This window comes from Alphaproteobacteria bacterium (assembly GCA_023898725.1).
GTDB lineage: Bacteria > Pseudomonadota > Alphaproteobacteria > JAUHZC01 > JAUHZC01.
Map to the genome: position 1 here is coordinate 153725 of CP060236.1, position 19212 is coordinate 172936.

Sequence of the window (19212 nt, forward strand, 5' to 3'; positions counted from 1 at the left end):
CATAGTAATTATAGAGGGAGGGTTTTTTTATGGGCTGTGTGAATTGCATGAATGGAAAACTCATGTGCAGTTTTGGCACTGCACCTGGGACCCTATCTGTGCTGCCCATGAATATGGTAATGGTAAATAATTATCCTGCTGCCAATATTATGGATCATAAACCCCTCATGAATGTTTTGCCCTTCGGTATGTGTACGAGCTTGGCAAATCCTGCTGTGGCCGCTGCTACAGCAGCTGCGCTGGGTGTTTTAACACCGCAGCCTTGTATTCCCGCGGTGTCAGCTCCCTGGATTCCCGCTGCACCGATGATTATGATTAAGGGAGCACCAATTGCGAATCAAATGGGGAAAATGATGTGCAACTGGGCAGGCGTGATAAATCCAGTCTATGCGGGACAGGCTATAGTTATTGCAAAATAATCTCTTCCTGCGTAAAAGTGAGCAGTAGTTATCAAAGAAATCACTGAAAAAATATGAAAACGTGGAAAAGCTGGATTCTTTTTCCCATTGAAATCTTAGGGTTTTTGGGGATGTATGTTTTTTTTAGAGTGCTTCCCTTGCGCGTATCCCAGCAAATCGCGATGAGGATTGGATGGCTTTTAAGTAAGATTCATCCCGCATCCCGCATCATCGAATGCAACCTTCATTTGACACAGTTTCCCACAAACAATCGGGCGCAATTTGTCTCAGAGGTGTGGGGGCATTGTGCGGCACTTCTAGCCGAATACGCCCACACACATAGTTACTCCAAGCTTATCCACACACATCTTCATGTAAAAGGTCATGAGCATTTGGAGGCATTCAACAACAGCCTACGAGCTGGGATTTTTGCAGGCGCGCATATTGGGAACTGGGGCCTTGCCGGGGCGTATATTCACGCCCATGCACGCACCAAAGTAGCCATGGTGCACCGCCCTCCGAACAATTGGGTCTTAAACACATGTGTGCACTATATCCAGGCGCCTTTTGCCGATGTTATTGTTGAAAAAAACATCTACGCCGGCCAAAAGCTTGTGCGCCTTTTAAACGATAATGTATCTATTTTTATGCTCATCGATCAAAAAAACAATGCTGGTATTTCCCTACCATTTTTGAAAAGAGAGGCAAAAGCAACTCCTGGTGCAGCGCTTCTAACGTACAAACACAACCGGCCGATTCTGCCCTTCATGTGCCAACGCAACACCGACGGAACATTCACGCTTACGTTTTCTCCCGTTATTTGGCCGCATGACTTTTCAAACACGCCAGAACCTGTGCGCGCCATTACACAAAAGCTCAATAATCTCTGTGAGCAATGGATACGCCAGGCTCCCACACAGTGGCTTTGGTTACACAAACGCTTTCATCGCAGCTTGTACAGGCCTAAATGATAATATCATGATCCCGTGCATAAGATTGGAGACTTAGTTGAATCTTAGGATCATCACTAGCAAGTAACTTATGTAAGAACCCCGTAAATGGCTGTAGCTCAAGAGACCGAATCATCAGCTTAATGGCAGGCAGAACCGTTCGCGGAACACTCAGTTTTCGAACTCCTAACCCCATCAACGTGAGTGCCCCTAAAGGTGTTGCGGCCATTTCACCGCATACACTTAAGGGAGTATTGGATTTTTCTGCACAGAAGACATGATGACGAATGAAACTCAAAAATGCGGTGTCAAAAACACTATAGCGCTTATGAATATTGTGATTCGAACGATCGAACGCATAAAAAAATTGAAAAAGATCATTGCTGCCAATAAAAAGAGCATCCACCTCCTTAATGACTGATTCAATCTGCCAAGAAAGCGATGGGATTTCAACCATCACACCGAATTTGAGCTGTGTTTGCGGGTACACACTATTTTTTTCAATGAGAGAAACCTCATGACGAATAATACGCTTTATTGCTTGTATTTCATGAATATTTGCCACCATCGGGGCAAGAATCGTCACCGCACGCCCTTCTGCCGCACGGATGAGAGCACGCACTTGCTCGCGCATGAGTAAGGGTATGTCAAGAGCCAGGCGAATAGCTCGCCATCCCATACTGGGATTTGCTTCTGTATGAGAAATCAAATTCTCGATTCCTTTGTCTCCCCCAATGTCCATCAAGCGAAAATTGATTTCCTTACCGGCTGCACGGGTAAATAGGTCCCGGTAGAGCGCTTCTTGAACCTCAACTGATGGGATGGTCTTATGCAAAAGAAAAGGCACCTCGGAACGATACAATCCCACTCCCGTGCTCATGGCGATATCGTCTAAATCTGAATGAAGGGCTACGTTTAAACCAAGATCAATAGAGACACCATCCTGGGTAATTGCTGGTGCTAATTTTATTTGCTCATACATTGCTGAAGCACGATCGTAGTGCATCCGACGCACGCGAAAATCTTCATACGCCTCTTGATCAGGGTTCAGCCAAATGACCTTATTTTCTGTGTCCATCAAAACACCAGCACGCACGGGAATACGCTCACAGGCATGCACTACCCCAGATATTACAGGAACATTTAAGCTTTTTGCCAGAATCGTCGCGTGAGAGTTTTCCTGGGCATCTTCAAGGATTAATCCTACAAGCCCTGCGCGGTAGTAGTCTAATACCTCAATTGGTCCAATGCGCGTCGCCACAACAATTAAGTGGCTATCTTTGCTGGCCCCAATATTAACATCACGCAACAATTTTTCTGTGGGATCCGGAGCATTATCAACAAGATAGCTCATCAAGCGATTCGTAAGATCATCAATATCGCTTAGTCTGCCCAACATATAGGGGTTCTTGGAGGCTGTGATTTCACCGGCATAATGCACATAAGTTTGCTGCAAGGCCGTTTGAGCACTCAGCCCTTCGTTAATTCCTCGGCGCACACGATTGTGCCAAACCTCATCGGAAGCCATTAGTTTAAAACTCTCAATAATATTGCGGGTTTCGGATTGCTCCTCATCCTGGCTTGTCGTACGCGTAAGATCATCCAGCATGTGTGCAATGGCTGCTGTGAGCTTTTGATTTTCTTCTGTAGGGTTTTCAGCAAAGTATCGCTCAATATTTACCGTTGGACGATGAATATGAGCATGACCCTCTGCATAGCCTGTGGTGCTACTTTTTCCATTTAAGCGTAAGTTTTCAGGGACTTTTTCCGGGATATGACTGTGAATAGCCGCACTTTCTGCAATAGAAGGATAGGCTGTGAACAGATAACCGGCTATAGCGGCAGCATAGTGTTCAAGATCACAAATTTCGCGCGGGGTATAAAAACGCTCATCTTTGGTTTGAAGGGCAACAACACCGACAACATCTGCCTTGTAAAAAATCGGAACACTCAGCATAGAGCTATAGCGCTCCTCTCCTGTTCCTGGACAATAAACAAATATGGAGCTTGTTCGCATGTTTGCCAGTGACTTTGGTTTTCGTGAGCAAAGGGTATTGCCAATAATCCCAGATCCAAAATCCAGGCGTGTTCTATAAATTGATGTTGGATAAAGGCCCTTAGAAGCAACTAACACCACACTGCGATTAATTGCTGCATACAAAGAACAGGCATCAACTTGGAAGTACTCTGTTAGCAAGATCGTAATGTGATCAAGAATTGTCTGAAAAGGCAACGTTGTCTCTTGCAAAAAATATTCAAGTTCTTGCCAACGGTGCTGGAGTTTTTGACTTACGTCTATCGCCATAAAGTGCCTGCCCTAAACGCCCATAGCTTTATCTATGGTTTACTTTTGCCGTAAGGCCAAGATTTTTTCAATTTGCTCACGAACAACACTGCGAACAACGACAGGTAAGTTGCGATCAAGCCACTCCCTTAGCAGAGGTCGCAAAGCCTCCTGCATGATGTCTTCCAGTGTTTTCACTGTCTTTTGCGAAAGGGATGAGTCGGAGGCGCTCGTTTTCTGATCACCCATAACTGTATCAAGTGATGATAAGGCCTCCAGCGAGCGCTCCACAGTTTCATCAGAAAGAAGCTCAGGAAAATTCAACGCTTCGTGGTTGGCATCAAGCATAGCATCCTGGCGCATCAGCGTATCGGCAGTAGAGGAGGAATCCTGTGGTTCAGACAATTCCGTAACACCAGAAAATGGTGATATAGCATCATCCACAAGGGAATCGATGGATGATGCTGGTATGGTTTCATGCGATACCTCCGCACGGATACGTGACCGGATGCGATCAGTAATGCTATCGTCTAAAGAGCGCTTTTGATTAGGAATGGCCTGTGTCACCTGCATAGAAATGTCTTCATCACGGAAATATTCTTGTGCAGGAGAGGAATCGCTTTCTACAGCCCGACTCTCCAAGGTACCATCTTTAGGAGAATTGGCCTTCATAGGATAGTTTTGATCAGCATCGAACTGGCCTTCTTTGCTAGAAAGATCTGTCTGTTTGGATTGGGAGGATGACTTTACCTGATTCTTTGCGCCACCCACAGATTGCTTCACATCATCAGAGATAATGCTACGAATCGACGCAAGGATATCATCCATTGATGCGTCATTTTTGTGTGCTGGTTTGCTCATCGCTTTACTAATCAGAATATTTCAGTCTTATAATAAACAATACACACAACTATCCTGTATAAGCAAGTAGGTGGAGAATATTTCTATGAGAGCTTTGCCGCATCAAGCCCAATGTTTTTGGGATCAAGGGTTCCGCTAAACGCCAGAACCATGAAAAATTGCGCCATGTATTTTTGTTCGTTCTGGGCAAGCTGTACCTGTGCCTGTAGGTACTTAGCCTCTGAATCAAGAACCTCAAGCATCGTGCGTGAGCCCACCTTGAATTCCTCGCGAGCGCCCTCAAGACTTAAGCTAGCAGCCTTCACTTCGGACTGATTATGGGCCAATATCTTACGAAGAGCCATAAATTCTTTCCAGTTTTGAACCGCCTTGATACGTACTTCTTCCCGCTTGGCTTGATAAGCATTCATCTGGGACGATGCCATGTGCTGAACCTTCATCAGGGAGGGGATATAGGATGTTCCACCATTGTTTATGATTGGAATGGTCACTTTAATAGCAGTATCAGTGGTTGTTGCACGGTGACGTCCACGAAGCTTGGTGTAAGAGGTTTCTGCATGTCCGATAGAAGCTTCAGCATCTACACGTGGCAATAACGCTGCGCGCGTCACCGTGACATCATACTGCGCTGAATCTGCTTGTATTTTTTGCGCGCGCAACTCGAGGTTTTCCTTTTCAGATTTCATCTGCATTTCCTTCACTGAAGAGGGAATCAAATTTTCTGCAAGGGACGGCTTATGCAAGACAGACGGTGGCAACTCATCAAAGATCACTTGGTAAGCCTCAATAGCGGTGGCAAAATTAGACTCTGCACTCAAAAGTTTTGATTGCGCTTGCACGTAAGCCACCTCTGCTTGGGCCACATCCGTCAGCGTTGAGTCACCGAGCTCCGCTCGCACCTTGACGGATTCATATTGCTTTAAGAGCGCGCGTACACTCGCCTGGTTAACAGCAACAACCCTCTTGGCTGTTATGTACCCCATGTATGCTCCTGCTGCGCGCAACACATAATCATTTTGTGCATTTTGAAAGTCATAAATACTTTTTTCTGTTGTCAGTTGTGCCTTGCGCATTTGGGCGTAAGAGGCCCCACTGTTGAAGATATTCTGGGAAATATTTAATGATCCGGTATGCGACCGAGTATGATCGATAGGTGATGGTCTCGGATTTTTTTTTGATCCTCTGATTTGACCACTCACAGAGACATTGGGCATAAAGCTACTAAACCACGCCGCTGCAATATCATATTTTGAGCCCTTATATGATTCGAGGGCTGCTTGAACCTTTGGGTCTCTGAAAAATCCCTTTTGCAACATGTGAAGGAAGTGCGTATTCGCAGATTGCGCGGCGCTCTGGGCCACTGAACCCACACGCTTGCTATCAACAGCGAGGGCTTTTTTTTCATCACTCTGTGCACACACGCAGGGGATCAGTAACGTCCAACATCCCGCAAGAAGTGATTTTTTCCAGGCATTCCTTATCCAAGAATTCGGGGTATTTTTCATAAGTTTCCTCAATATAATTTTAGTGTCCCATCGCAGGTGCGCGTGTAAAGATCGATCCCACCACGGAGGCTTTTCACCCTTGTAATACCATCTTTCTGTAGGATCAAGCAAGCCCTCAAACTACGCACACCATGATGACAAATGGTTATGATGGCGCGATTTTTGGGTAGGTGATAAGCGTTATCGCAAAGAGTACCCAGCGGCATATTGATACTACCGGGAATATGTGTAATAGCAAATTCCCAAGGTTCGCGCACATCCAAGAGAAGGAGGTCGCCTGCAGTTTCCTCCTCTTGGATAATTTTTCCAAGAGCCATGGGCGTAATTTCCAGCACTGTCATCTGTCTATTATCGATCAATCGTTCGGCGAATTATATTTGATGATTGCCTGTAACGCGAGAGGAGAACAAAATATTTTTATCTAGGTATATGGGTATATTGATCAATGTACGTTATGAGTATTCAAGAAACACAGGAGGAAAAAGAAACGATGTTTACACTTTACGGACTTGGACACTGCTCAACTGTTCAAAAGGCGCTTGCATTTATTGCGTTTCATAAAGCGCCGGTTACGTTGATAGATTACGCGCAAACACCTCTTTTGATTGAATGGTTGGAGCGCTGGAAAGAAGCCTTTGGTGACTGGCCCGTCAATACGGCAAGTTTTACATATCGCCCCCTCAAAAATACTTTTCCCTCTCTTTCTGACGCTGAAAAGTGTCGCATCATTATTGAAAAACCTGCTCTCGTAAAGCGTCCGGTGCTCGAGAAAGATGGCGCACCTGTTTGTTTCGGATTCAGCGCCAAAAAATATGGGAGCCTTCTCAATGATGAGTTATCGCAGCTGAAAAAGATCCTTTAGGTTGTGCTGTAGGGCCTTATCCACCTCTACCATTTCAGGAGAAACACCCAGAGCTTGCATGCTGGTGACAGGTTGCAGAAGGCCACAAGGGTAAAACTGCTTGTACACAGCAAGGTCCGGGCACACATTCAGAGAAACCCCGTGATAGGCTATCCGGCTACGCACGCGAACACCAACGGCTGCAATCTTTGCGATATTCTGGTTTCCTCCTTTCGAATCTGCTACCCAGATACCATTGCCGGCTCTGTGGCGAAAAGCAGTGATAGCAAAAGTGGCAAGTGTCTGAATAACCCATGCCTCAAGTTGATTGACATACCCACGCAAATCAACCTCATCGAGCGGCATGATCACATAGGCTACCCGCTGGCCAGGACCATGGTATGTTGCTTTCCCCCCCCGATTGGTTGGGATGCAGGGAACTTTTGCATCAACAAGATCGCGTGAAACATCGGTCATTGCCCCATAGGTGATCACAGGATCATGTTCAAGCAACCACAGGTGGACACTATCGCGTAAGTGCGCAAGATTATCGACGCACACCTCCATCTCATGAAGTGTTGATAAATAGGGCTGCAACGCCGTATGGCGCTTCACGATCAAAGGTCGCTTGAAAGACACAATAAAATCTTCTTGCTTTTACAGTGCCATGATAATAAAACAATTCTGTATTTATGCAATTCTTGCGGTCGTGGCGGAATTGGTAGACGCGCAGCGTTGAGGTCGCTGTGGGAATTAACTCCCGTGGAAGTTCAAGTCTTCTCGACCGCACCATGTATTGGTATGCATGCATATGTGCACCACACATCAAGGAGCAACCTCAGATCTATGGATAAAAAGCTCTACGCAGAGGCTCTTGCGTATCATGAATTCCCAACACCTGGGAAAATTGGGACAATTGCCACAAAGCACATGATCACACAGAAGGATCTTGCTCTTGCCTACTCACCAGGCGTGGCAGCGGCATGTCAGGAGATCGTTCGGAACCCCTCTCTGGCGCGCAAGTATACATCAAAACGGAACCTTGCTGCCGTTATAAGCAATGGGACAGCTGTTTTAGGCCTTGGTGATATTGGGGCTCTTGCGTCCAAACCTGTGATGGAAGGCAAAGCCGTTCTGTTTAAAAAGTTTGCAGGGATTGATTGCTACGACATTGAAATTGACGAGAAAGACCCCGAAAAATTTATTGAAACAGTTGCCAGACTTGAGCCAACTTTTGGTGCAATCAATCTGGAGGATATCAAAGCCCCTGAATGTTTTCACATCGAACAAGAACTCACAAAACGGATGGGCATTCCTGTTTTTCATGACGATCAGCATGGAACAGCAATCATTGTAACGGCTACCATAATGAACGCACTCGCGCTTGTAGGTAAAGAACTGGAGGCGGTCAAGCTTGTTGTTTCCGGGGCAGGTGCGGCTGCCATTGCATGTCTGGACTTGCTTGTAACGCTTGGCGTTGCTAAGAACAATATAATTATGTGTGATCGCCAAGGAGTTGTTGCAGCCACACGTGACAATATCCCTCCTCATAAGGCCTGCTATGCTACCCTATCGAAGGTAAAAGATATCAAAGAGGCCCTAATAGGTGCTGATATATTCTTGGGACTGTCAGGGCCTGGTGTTGTAACAGCCTCCATGATTGCGGGCATGGCTGCCCGACCTCTTATTTTAGCTCTTGCAAACCCCACACCAGAGATCCTTCCCGAAGACATTTACGCCATTCGCAAGGATGCTATCGTGGCAACGGGACGCTCTGATTACCCCAATCAAGTCAATAATGTTTTATGTTTTCCCTTCATATTTCGTGGCACACTTGATGTGGGGGCTTGTGAAATTAACAATGCTATGAAGCTTGCCGCTGTACATGCCATCGCTCAACTTGCAAAAGAACCCACAACCGAGGCTGTTACTGATGCCTACGGTGGCATGGATTTTCAATTCGGACCGGACTACCTGATTCCAAAACCCTTCGATCCCCGTTTGATGCTGATCATTGCACCAGCTGTTGCAAAAGCAGCCATGGATTCGGGAGTTGCCTCGGATCCTATTGATGATTTTGATGCTTACCGTGCGGAACTGCTGGGGCTTATTTCAAAATCTGGCCAAGTGATGCGCCCTATTTTTGCCCAAGCAAAAACACAACCAAAACGCGTTGTCCTTTCTGAGGGCGAAGAACCCCGCGTCTTGCGTGCCGTGCAGTACATTCTTGATGAAGATATTGCAACGCCAATTATCATTGGACGCCGCGCCGTTGTTGAGGCGCGCATTAAACGATTGAATCTTACCTATACACTGGGCAACGATGTTGCTCTGGTCGACCCGCAAGATGACCCACGTTACCGTGAGTACTGGCAGCTCTATCACCACCTGATGCAACGCAAGGGTGTCATGCCTGACACAGCGCAAACTATTGTTCGCACCAACCATACGGTTATTGGGTGCTTGCTTGTCAAAAAAGGGGACGCTGATGCTGTGATTGTAGGGCCTAGCGGACTTTATCGCCCCCATCTTGTCGATGTTCTGGATACACTTGGGGCCCAAAAAGACCCAAACTTTGTTACCTCACTGAATATTCTGATGTCACCTAAGGGGCTTGTTTTTATTTGTGATGCTTTTGTGAACCCTGATCCCACAGCAGAGCAGCTTGCAAATATCGTTTACCTCTCGAGCAATCATGTAAAACACTTTGGTGTTACCCCTAAAATTGCCCTTGTATCCCACTCAAATTTTGGATCTAGCCGCCTGAATAGTGCTCGAAAACTCCAAGAAGCCTGCAAAATTGTGCGTAATCGCTGGCCTGATCTTGAAATTGACGGTGAAATGCAGGCTGAAGCTGCTTTTGATGCCGAAGTGCGGGCGTGGCTAATGCCAGAATCACCCTTGCAGGGACAGGCAAACCTTATTGTTTGCCCCACTATGGATGCCGCAAATATTGCCTACAATGTTGCAAAGTTTGCTTCTGACGCTGATAGTGTTGGCCCCGTGCTTTTAGGGGTTGGTAGCCCTGCCCACATCATGACAGCAGGAGCTAACGCTCAAGACATTGTCAATATGGTGGCTCTGGCTGTGGTTGAGGCACAACGACAACAGCGTTAAGAGCCACGAGGTCACCGTAATAATGCCCAGCAGACACTTCCTCACGCCAGAGGTCCCCAACAGTGGGCAGCAGCTGTGCCACCAAACACATCCACAACACCACCGGTCACACCCGAACGAAACGCCTCAACCGGATCACGACGACCAATGCCTATCTCCAAACCCGTCGTAACAGGAACCTTAACAGCCGATGCGCGCACACGCGAACCAAACGTAACAGAAGGACCCGTAACACCCAAACCATCCAACACACCAGCCGATAAAGCACCAACACCCATACCCCGTAAACCATCACGACCAAACGTCGAACCAATACCCTGACCGAGACTGCCGCTGCCAATACTGTTCGCTGTAATGGTTGAGGCCGCCGCCGTAATACCACCGGCTATACCCGATGAAACCGAACCTGACGTCCCCAGAATACCTGCCAACCCTTCAGACACACCCAGCCCCTGCGTCAACAGACCAACAGCAAGACCCGCCGCTGTGCTAACCGCATAGCCCGCACGACGACGTGTATGACGGCGATCATAATGACTGTCATAAACAGGCATCATCACAGGCGCAGATTCCACCGGGTACATCACACCTGTGCCATCACCCATCCGGGTAGTGTGGGTGTTTCAGTCTGCCAGAGACTCCCCAATCCAAACTTGTTCAATCCACGAAGCAAAGCTAGGCCACGACTCACTCGTTAAACCGTTATGAGACCAAAAAACCACCTTCCCATCTTTCGTAAAACAGTAATAATCTCCGTTGTCACAACAGAATGGGATCAATAACTCAGGAACCCCCACTTGATGGCCTTCATTCATAATGTTTTTTAAGGAGTAGTATACCTTTTCATCACTAATTATGGCAGGCTCCAGAGTCGAATAAATTACACTTCCCACTTCCTTTAAAAAATATTTATAGTCATCGGGGAGTTCAATCCCTACCTGACTTTCGAAGTTTCTAACTTGGCCTTCTGTTACTTTCGCATTGGCAAGGATGTTTCGCCCAGAAAGCTCTACCAAACGAGCAGTTACATTCCTAATGTTGGTCATTCAAAATCTTTCGCACGTTGCATCCAATAATTTTCTCTAAACCTTCTAAATTGCGCTCGATCTATCCCACTTGGTATTGAGGATGGATTTATATGGAGCTGTGAACCAAATTCATTATGGAACCTAGACGTTACTTCTGCAAGTGCTCCTGAATCTCTCTGCGTCATGTGGTGAATCTCCAGTGGCTTTCCATCAGATCCAAGTGGAGCTCGGCCGCGCTGCATAGAAACAAGATTCGACTCACCCGTCCTTGGGTTTACAAGGCGAGGATCAATCAAATCATTGCGCTGGTACACCCGCGTTGCTACGCCTCTGTGTTCAAATGTAATCGGACTCCAGTATTGGGGCTCACTTGCGTAAGTACCACGGTTATCAGCACTTCCAGGCACTTTGTAGCCGATGCCGTAGTCGCGCACGACACGCACAGGGGGTGGGGTGAGACCTCGGGCCATACCACGTACCATGCTTCGGGCCGCAAAGAGACCACCGATGGCCCCTATTGTCCGAGGCGCAAGCTCACGAGAAGCACGCTCTTGCATAAAGGCGCTATAGCCATATTCCCGTGCAATTCTTCGTATCCCATAGGATACACCTGTTTCAGCACTTGCCATCACAGGAGCTAAAACCGCGCATGCCACTGTTTCACCCGCATATACAAGACCCATGCCTGCCACAGCACCGGGAAGATTCAAAAAACAAAACCCACTCAACGCCGCATGACCATACGCCCACAAACGCGCCCCCTGAGCCGCAAAACCAAACCCGGTGTTCCAGGTGTCTAGCCGGTCTGCCAGTAACCCAATCTGCCCCTCTTCATAGATGTCCCGAGCGGCACGCATATCCCGAACCAACCCCGTATAATCAAACACTGGATCCCCATAATAATAAGGGTCAGAAACCTCCTCACGCCAGAGGTCCCCAACAGTGGGCAGCTGCCCCTCATCAAACAGCTCTTGGAGATGGGCAATGCCCGCTTCGGATTCACGCGCTTCCACAGCCGCCCGATCTTCTTCGGTGGCAAACAATCGTCCTTGGCTATCAAAAACACCCCTATGGGCCATGTCGTTATAAGCAAGGATCGTTCCCGCACAAACACTAGCTGCCACTGGGTCATGACCAACAACGCCTCCGATAAACGTTCCTAAACCCCTGCTCAACCCCAAACGCCCAGACACCTCATCAGCCTGTTCCTCACGATCCACCATACCGTTAAAGGCTAAGTGACCCGCCATTCCCCCTATCGCACCACTGAGCGCCCCTTCGCGCCAGTCACGGGCGGTCATTGCTCCAGACGTCATTGCCCCCATGCCAGCACCAATCATTCCGTGCAACGGCGTAGACCCACCAAGATCAAGGCCCATCTCACCAACTTCATAAGCAAGATGACCACCAAACACATCCACAACACCACCGGTCACACCCGAACGAAACGCCTCAACCGGATCACGACGACCAATGCCTATCTCCAAACCCGTCGTAACAGGAACCTTAACAGCCGATGCGCGCACACGCGAACCAAACGTAACAGAAGGACCCGTAACACCCAAACCATCCAACACACCAGCCGATAAAGCACCAACACCCATACCCCGTAAACCATCACGACCAAACGTCGAACCAATACCCTGACCGAGACTGCCGCTGCCAATACTGTTCGCTGTAATGGTTGAGGCCGCCGCCGTAATACCACCGGCTATACCCGATGAAACCGAACCTGACGTCCCCAGAATACCTGCCAACCCTTCAGACACACCCAGCCCCTGCGTCAACAGACCAACAGCAAGACCCGCCGCTGTGCTAACCGCATAGCCCGCACGACGACGTGTATGACGGCGATCATAATGACTGTCATAAACAGGCATCATCACAGGCGCAGATTCCACCGGGTACATCACACCTGTGCCATCACCCATCCGGGTAGTGATAAGATCAACGCCTCCACGTAACCGGGACAACCGCGAACGAACCGTAGAAGACATAAATCCAGAAGCGCCACCACCAAGACCAAGCGCCCTCAGCGTATGATCCAGTGTATCAATACCTCGATCCACCGTGGCAAGAACCCCTCGCGAACCCACAGACACCTCATCAGCCTGTTCCTCACGATCCACCATACTGTTAAAGGCTAAGTGACCCGCCATTCCCCCTATCGCACCTATTACGCGCGGGTGGGGAGACTATAACCCGCTAAGGTTTTGTGTGACTAATTCCTCGGGAATCAACGGATGGTCAATCCGCACATCAAGATCCTTCTACTTGGGCACTGTGATGCCACGTTAGCCCAAGTCCACTTGAGGGTGGGCGGGAAAAGAGCCTCTTGCTCCAGGAGTAACCTGTCTAGTGATCCCAGGGTAATGCTGTTCCATGGAAAAGTTACTTTGACCCAATAATTTGTTTAAGCTCTTCAACTTGCTGTCGATGTTCGGGCGACTCTTGATTGATTTTGTTAAGAAAAGAAGTTAGGAGGCTTGGATCGGGCTCACGGACAAACTTCTTAAACGAACTATAGCTTGGGGGGTCATTTAAAATCCTGTAAAATAAGAACTTAAGCCAACGCATGTCTGACCTGCCCATATCGCAAATTCCAAGAACTAGAGTCTTGAGGTAAATCTCGTCGGGAAATCTTTCGACTACATGCGTGAGCGAATACAGCATGTTAGTATCCTGGCATCGATCATCAAAAACACTGAAAAGCTCCTTTAAAATCTCAATTCTCTGATCCTTGCCTAGCTCAACCAGAATTCTTTCAAATTCAAAAATAGCCTCTGGTTTTCCACACAGGGAAAGCTCTTTTAGTCGCTCTATCTTATCCCTCATTGATCCATTCTCCTAAATACCTCTGGGAAGGCTTCTCGATTGCGGCGTATTAAATCCAGAAGACTGCGCTGTATTCCTGCGGTATATGCGCCATCTTCCATGTATATACGGCGCAAGTCAACAATATCTCTGGCCAGAGCCTGTCTCGGGGTAATACTTGTATGCGGGGATCTTCCATAAGTATGCGTGCGACGATGGCGACCACCAATGCCAGGATGTGGTTGTTCCATCATTATAGCAAAACCCTCCGAACGGCTCACACCTTGCTGAACCATCAATGCTGATTGCGGCACATGATTAGCTGTCAGATTATCGCCTCTACGACCGTACATTCTATTCAATTCCGCGAACGTTCCTACTCGACCTTCATTGGGTAGCAAAGAATTTCTTGCAGCAACATCCGCAGACGTGCCAGCCCCACGGGTAGACCTGACATCCCAGATGGGAGAAAATGTTTCTCGCGTACGACTCATGAACCCGGGAGTGCCCCCTATACGGCCAAGAATGCTTCGGGCCGCAAAGAGACCACCGATGGCCCCTATTGTCCGAGGCGCAAGCTCACGAGAAGCACGCTCTTGCATAAAGGCGCTATAGCCATATTCCCGTGCAATTCTTCGTATCCCATAGGATACACCTGTTTCAGCACTTGCCATCACAGGAGCTAAAACCGCGCCTGCCACTGTTTCACCCGCATATACAAGACCCATGCCTGCCACAGCACCGGGAAGATTCAAAAAACAAAACCCACTCAACGCCGCATGACCATACGCCCACAAACGCGCCCCCTGAGCCGCAAAACCAAACCCGGTGTTCCAGGTGTCTAGCCGGTCTGCCAGTAACCCAATCTGCCCCTCTTCATAGATGTCCCGAGCGGCACGCATATCCCGAACCAACCCCGTATAATCAAACACTGGATCCCCATAACAGATATAGAGAATTGGTAAAATGTGAAGCTAACTCTCATGCCTGCCAAACGCTTCGAAGGCCTCTTCGAAAGACATCAACGAAGCTATGAAGCTATTAAAGTTCTTAGCTATTATATTTACACTATCTAACTCATGGTTCCAAAAAACGATTTGAGGATCACACTCCAATGGATTCTCTCTATAGTCAAAACAAAATAGATTTCCGCCTCCATCTAAACCAAAGGCCAGGAGGCCTTTAGGGAAAAACTCTGGGGGAGCATGATAGTAATCAATAAGCTTCGAATATTTATAGTCTGAACTCCATGAGAGAAAAACATCTATACCAACCTGTACATAACGCTTCCTATTGTCATCGTAAAAAACTAAATCTGTTTTTTCCAACCTCGCTGCATCACAACGTGTGACAAGCTGAACGTAAGCTGAAGGAAGTGTGACTTTGTTTTTTTCTTGGAATTGTTTAATTACAGCCAAGTCAGCTTTGCCACTGCAATCAGTAAAATTCAGGTTTTGATTCATTTTGCTGACTGCCCTACTCAAGGTGTGATACTTCTTCCTCATTCACCAGCTTATCAGGTAAATCGGCAAGCTTGTCGACAACAAGAAACTCGTTGTTGTCTGAAAGCTCGTGACACCAGTAATAAACAGGAAGATTCTCTTGCGAAGTCTTAAGACATAAATAATCTCCATTACCTATGTCAGAAATGGGTAACAAAGCTGTATCCATTTCTTCTGGTTTGCTTTCAAAAAAGTCACAGAAATCTGTTACATACGTATACGTTTCAATGTTGAGATTGCTATCAAAGTAAGGCAAATAGTTCTGACCAGCTTCAAGTTTGGTTTTCGCCATTTCGATTACCTCTTGTGCCTTCTGAAGCATTAATTTATCCATGTTTTTAATATCCTAGTTAAACCATGTAACCATGCCACCTGCATGACCTGTAAGATCATGTGGCTCCTTTTTTAGCAATTGCATTCTACCTAATTCTTGATTGTGATGCCAAGTGTACCCAGGAATTTTTGGTGCTCTCGCCTCTATTGCTCTTAGTTGATCAGCATTAAAAATTGAAGAAGAAACTTCTCCCCGCTCAATAGATTGTTTTAACTTAAGAGTGGCTTCTCTCATGTGGGGGATTCTATTTCTAATCATTAAACTATCTGTCACACGAGTTTCGTATGCCATAACGCTGTCGAACACGGCAAAACTTCTTATATCAAATGGTATACCTGTAACCGGATGGGGAGTTTGGGTGATTCCTAGATGTGCGTTACGTTCACCAACTCTCAACACAGTGTGTGGAGTTACATTTTCAGCTCCGTATCGTTCCTCGAGCAAGCGTAAGAAGGCTCTCGGATTGTAAGGTTGTTGAAGTTCGGCAGTCCAGTAAGGACTCCGCACTTCACTTCCCACCTCCCAGAGTTTGACCATGCGATCGCGGGCGGTTTCGTAAAGAGTCCTCAGGCTTGCGCGAAGCCCATCCATACCGCCCACGCGTCCAAGAACGCTTCGTGTCGCAAAGCCACCACCGACAAACGCCAAGCCCGTTCCCGGAAGCGCCATCACCTCAGGTGCCAACAACCTGCGGGCCAACGATGTGTGCCCCGCATCATAACCACGATACGCTGACCATTCATCCACGAGACTTTCGGCACGCGCGCGAAGCTCGGGGCGGGCGACAGTCATTGCATGCTCAAATGCCAGCACCGTGGCATGAACGCCAGCCATAGCTCCGAGGCCACCAACAAAACTTCCCGCGGCTATTCCAGCAGGAACGGCCTCAGGCCCAAGGAACGCGGTTGCTTGCGCACCAAGGGTTGCCCCCGCGCGGGCCCCGGCAAGACCAGCTTCCACGTACCCCACCGTCAGGGCTGCGGTTCCCACGTAATGACCAACGGTGTTAATAATGCCAAGGGTGCGGGCAGTTTCTAAGATCTCTTGACGCTCTGCTTCAGAGGATGACCCCCACTGAGCCGCTGCGCGCGCTTCTTTGTAGCTGGATTCCGGGTAGTGCTCACGATATTGTCTGATAAACATTTCATCCTCAGCGTCACGCTCACTCTCGCTGACAAGTCGGGTGCCGTCCCGACTGGGTACACCCCTATGGGCCATGTCGTTATAAGCAAGGATCGTTCCCGCACAAACACTAGCTGCCACTGGGTCATGACCAACAACGCCTCCGATAAACGTTCCTAAACCCCTGCTCAACCCCAAACGCCCAGACACCTCATCGAAACAGGCGCCTGCTGGCACGCAGCGAAGCAAAGAACTACCGCATGAGTAATAACCACAAGTTCCGCAAAGCACGGACACGTACCTTGATTCAGATCGGTGGATTAGTTGAAAAGTCTGGACTCTTGGATCGGTTGTCTATTTCTCTGGGGCAAGACCTTCAAAGAGATAACGCGCTGAGAGACGAAGTGCTTGTTCTTTTAGGGGCTCTGTCCTCATTAGAGGAAGAGATGGGACGTGGTGACTATAGTAGAAATCTATGGAAAGAGCGAGGAATAAGTATTATAAAAGAAAAAGATTGGCAATAAAAAAATAAAAGCATAATTATGTTGTATCAAATAATTGGTGTTTATTTTATATATACCTGCAGATTCGTATTTATAAGAAATACTTAAATAAGCATTCTATATAGTTCCCGTTGTTCAAGGACGTGACTTCGTAAAATCCTTCTTTCTAAGTATCGAACACTGATGTGCAGCGGCTGATGGCTAGCCGAAGTGCTTTGCCGATTTCTTCAGGCGAACTGTCAGCGGGAATAATAACATAGTCCTTTTCTCCACCGGCAGTTGGTCCATATCCATAAAGATTTTCTTGATGAGAGGGTATAAAACGTAACTCACATCTATCTTTTTCAACTGAGATTGAGCGAAGGCCTTTGTAGTATTCTTTTTTTTCTTTATACCCTAGCTTTTTGATTAAAGATTCCAATTCTTTTTTGGCTTCACCGTTCTTTTCTTCTGCCACGATCTTATTATATTCACTGGCACTAAGTTCTCGGCTTTTTTGTAGTGCCTCCATCAACACGTTTACTACTTCTTTATCAGACACAGTAGTATTCATAGTTCTGCAGACGCCTTCAGGATCGGTAACACTGAAACCATATGACGACATTGTTTGAATAATTATAAATTTTTCAGAAACATCAATATCAGCTCTGAGAAGCGGCCCTTTCTTTTTAAAGTAATTAAAAATCATTCTAATTTAAATACCCTTAGTTGAACGCCTTGTTCCCGCCCATAGCGCATTGCTCTTTGGATCTGGGCTATTTGCTCAGAACGCGTTAATTTAGGAATGCCCAAATATACCACTCGATTACTTACATCTCTTGCTGACAGAACTCTGCGCACACCTGAATCAGGTGACTTTAACCTATAATGTGTGAATCCTCTTACAGCATCGATATTTCTCTTTAATGAGTAATACACTTGTCGTGGATTCGCAAGCTTCGCTGCAGTTAACGTATCCATCGTTTTTACACTAATCGCTGAACCAGTAGGTCTATGGAAAAAGTCAAACGTCTTAAAGTTTGGTGGCAAACGGTCTTGCGAACGGAACATGCGCCCGACATAGTCTTCAAACGACATGCCTTGGGTGTGGACATTTCCAAGGAACTCCCCACGGGGGTGTCCCACCCGCACCATGGTGCGTCCAATCGTTTCCCCTAAATCTCCTGCCATCACACGTTGGAGCATGGGGCGTGAAAGCTCGATCATGCGGGGACCTACAGCGGCATAAAGTTTGCCGCCGATTTTCACCACACCTTTAACCGCTACACCACCCACCAGTGCAAACGCCGCCGCTTGACCGGCCACACGGGCAGCACCTGTGGCGCCCTCGCGGTATCCGGCCTCCGCAATCTCATAGAGAGTCATGGCCGTCCCAGCTAACGCCAACGCTGTAAACACGAAGTTATTATCAAGCGCATTTGCTGACATCCGCGATGCCACTGCCGGATTTCCTCCCACTCCCGCCCCTAACGTTGAAAGAACCTGCGCCACATCCCGATGAAACCGAACCTGGGATTCATTTCAGTTAATGCATAATTTGTGAACAAGACCTAGCTGATTAACAACCGGTCAATTCTTTGACACGCTTCCACAGTTTCAGGAATATCCCCATACTTTGCCCGCTCAGACACAAATGCCCTATCATCCAACGTGTATTTTTTACACACGGCTATCAGTGCTTCCAAAGCGGCTACCATAAATATGTCTTGGAGCAATTGACGATTTTCGAAGTTTGTAAACCGTACTATGTCTGCAGATATCCAGGTGGTCACTGGAAGATCCTTGTAAGATTTGCTTATCCGCCCAATTTTGATAGGATGTAACGTATTCGAAATAACATGTATAAGGCTTATCCACTCAAATATATCATTCGGTACAAGTTCGGACTCATCTATCATTAACTTAACTTGATCTATAGAAATTGGAACTGGATAGATCAAGTTTGTCGACTCC

General features: G+C 47.4%; 21 protein-coding genes and 1 tRNA gene. 6 read left to right on the forward strand and 16 right to left on the reverse strand.

Annotation, left to right across the window (positions count from 1 at the left end; all coding sequences use genetic code 11):
* The first annotated feature begins 29 nt into the window (after positions 1-29).
* The gene (locus H6849_00755; GenBank protein USO01569.1) at positions 30-419 is read left to right on the forward strand and encodes a DUF4280 domain-containing protein; all 390 of its coding nucleotides are present in this window, start codon (positions 30-32) and stop codon (positions 417-419) included.
* A 53-nt stretch (positions 420-472) separates the two neighbouring features.
* Positions 473-1369: a hypothetical protein gene (locus H6849_00760; protein USO01570.1), complete on the forward strand. Its 897-nt coding sequence runs from the start codon at positions 473-475 to the stop codon at positions 1367-1369.
* Here the strand turns inward: H6849_00760 and H6849_00765 are convergent.
* The 4 genes from H6849_00765 to H6849_00780 form a co-directional block, all read right to left on the reverse strand.
* Entirely contained in the window at positions 1362-3653 is a 2292-nt protein-coding gene (locus H6849_00765; GenBank protein USO01571.1) for a GAF domain-containing protein, read from the reverse strand. The genes H6849_00760 and H6849_00765 overlap by 8 nt on opposite strands.
* A 39-nt stretch (positions 3654-3692) precedes the next feature.
* Entirely contained in the window at positions 3693-4493 is an 801-nt protein-coding gene (locus H6849_00770) for a DUF2497 domain-containing protein (GenBank protein ID USO01572.1), read from the reverse strand.
* Positions 4494-4576: 83 nt separating this feature from the next.
* Complete coding sequence (locus H6849_00775) at positions 4577-5998, reverse strand: TolC family protein (GenBank protein ID USO01573.1); 1422 nt, start codon at positions 5996-5998, stop codon at positions 4577-4579.
* Between the two features lie 8 nt (positions 5999-6006).
* Positions 6007-6339: a rhodanese-like domain-containing protein gene (locus tag H6849_00780; protein ID USO01574.1), complete on the reverse strand. Its 333-nt coding sequence runs from the start codon at positions 6337-6339 to the stop codon at positions 6007-6009.
* A gap of 113 nt (positions 6340-6452) precedes the next feature.
* On the opposite strand from H6849_00780, the gene H6849_00785 reads away from it, so the two are divergent.
* On the forward strand, positions 6453-6860 hold the full coding sequence (locus H6849_00785; GenBank protein ID USO01575.1) for an arsenate reductase: 408 nt from the start codon (positions 6453-6455) through the stop codon (positions 6858-6860).
* Here H6849_00785 and lipB read toward each other — a convergent pair.
* Positions 6834-7478: a lipoyl(octanoyl) transferase LipB gene (lipB, locus tag H6849_00790; GenBank protein ID USO01576.1), complete on the reverse strand. Its 645-nt coding sequence runs from the start codon at positions 7476-7478 to the stop codon at positions 6834-6836. The genes H6849_00785 and lipB overlap by 27 nt on opposite strands.
* A gap of 64 nt (positions 7479-7542) precedes the next feature.
* Between lipB and H6849_00795 the strand changes: the two genes are divergently transcribed.
* Together H6849_00795 and H6849_00800 are read left to right on the forward strand one after the other, a co-directional pair.
* Positions 7543-7631, forward strand: a tRNA-Leu gene (locus H6849_00795).
* Positions 7632-7685: 54 nt separating this feature from the next.
* Positions 7686-9956: an NADP-dependent malic enzyme gene (locus H6849_00800; protein ID USO01577.1), complete on the forward strand. Its 2271-nt coding sequence runs from the start codon at positions 7686-7688 to the stop codon at positions 9954-9956.
* Positions 9957-9997: 41 nt separating this feature from the next.
* Here the strand turns inward: H6849_00800 and H6849_00805 are convergent, their stop codons facing one another.
* The 8 genes from H6849_00805 to H6849_00840 all read right to left on the reverse strand — a co-directional run bounded on the left by H6849_00805 (position 9998) and on the right by H6849_00840 (position 16171).
* Positions 9998-10561: a hypothetical protein gene (locus tag H6849_00805; protein USO01578.1), complete on the reverse strand. Its 564-nt coding sequence runs from the start codon at positions 10559-10561 to the stop codon at positions 9998-10000.
* Positions 10562-10579: 18 nt separating this feature from the next.
* A complete protein-coding gene (locus tag H6849_00810; protein USO01579.1) occupies positions 10580-11002 on the reverse strand; it encodes an SMI1/KNR4 family protein in 423 nt (140 codons plus the stop codon).
* Positions 10999-13143, reverse strand: a complete 2145-nt coding sequence (locus H6849_00815) for an HNH/ENDO VII family nuclease (protein ID USO01580.1) — start codon at positions 13141-13143, stop codon at positions 10999-11001. The genes H6849_00810 and H6849_00815 overlap by 4 nt, the downstream gene beginning before the upstream one ends.
* Before the next feature lie 232 nt (positions 13144-13375).
* Positions 13376-13819: a hypothetical protein gene (locus H6849_00820; protein USO01581.1), complete on the reverse strand. Its 444-nt coding sequence runs from the start codon at positions 13817-13819 to the stop codon at positions 13376-13378.
* Positions 13816-14055: a hypothetical protein gene (locus H6849_00825; GenBank protein USO01890.1), complete on the reverse strand. Its 240-nt coding sequence runs from the start codon at positions 14053-14055 to the stop codon at positions 13816-13818. Before H6849_00825 ends, H6849_00820 begins: the two co-directional genes overlap by 4 nt.
* A 717-nt stretch (positions 14056-14772) precedes the next feature.
* Entirely contained in the window at positions 14773-15261 is a 489-nt protein-coding gene (locus tag H6849_00830) for an SMI1/KNR4 family protein (protein ID USO01582.1), read from the reverse strand.
* Positions 15262-15274: 13 nt separating this feature from the next.
* Entirely contained in the window at positions 15275-15592 is a 318-nt protein-coding gene (locus tag H6849_00835) for an SMI1/KNR4 family protein (GenBank protein ID USO01583.1), read from the reverse strand.
* 54 nt (positions 15593-15646) lie between these two features.
* On the reverse strand, positions 15647-16171 hold the full coding sequence (locus H6849_00840; GenBank protein USO01891.1) for an HNH endonuclease: 525 nt from the start codon (positions 16169-16171) through the stop codon (positions 15647-15649).
* Positions 16172-17016: 845 nt separating this feature from the next.
* Between H6849_00840 and H6849_00845 the strand changes: the two genes are divergently transcribed.
* Positions 17017-17280 (forward strand): conjugal transfer protein TraD, encoded by a 264-nt coding sequence (locus tag H6849_00845; protein ID USO01584.1) that lies wholly within the window; start codon positions 17017-17019, stop codon positions 17278-17280.
* 145 nt (positions 17281-17425) lie between these two features.
* On the opposite strand, the gene H6849_00850 is transcribed toward H6849_00845, so the two are convergent.
* Genes H6849_00850 through H6849_00860 form a run of 3 tightly spaced genes read right to left on the reverse strand, consistent with a single transcriptional unit; the run spans position 17426 to position 19157 of the window.
* On the reverse strand, positions 17426-17947 hold the full coding sequence (locus tag H6849_00850) for a CdiI family contact-dependent growth inhibition immunity protein (protein ID USO01585.1): 522 nt from the start codon (positions 17945-17947) through the stop codon (positions 17426-17428).
* Positions 17944-18750 (reverse strand): hypothetical protein, encoded by an 807-nt coding sequence (locus H6849_00855; GenBank protein ID USO01586.1) that lies wholly within the window; start codon positions 18748-18750, stop codon positions 17944-17946. The genes H6849_00850 and H6849_00855 overlap by 4 nt, the downstream gene beginning before the upstream one ends.
* A 59-nt stretch (positions 18751-18809) precedes the next feature.
* Positions 18810-19157, reverse strand: coding sequence for an immunity protein 39 (locus H6849_00860; GenBank protein ID USO01587.1), 348 nt, complete (start codon positions 19155-19157; stop codon positions 18810-18812).
* Positions 19158-19212 lie beyond the last annotated feature (55 nt).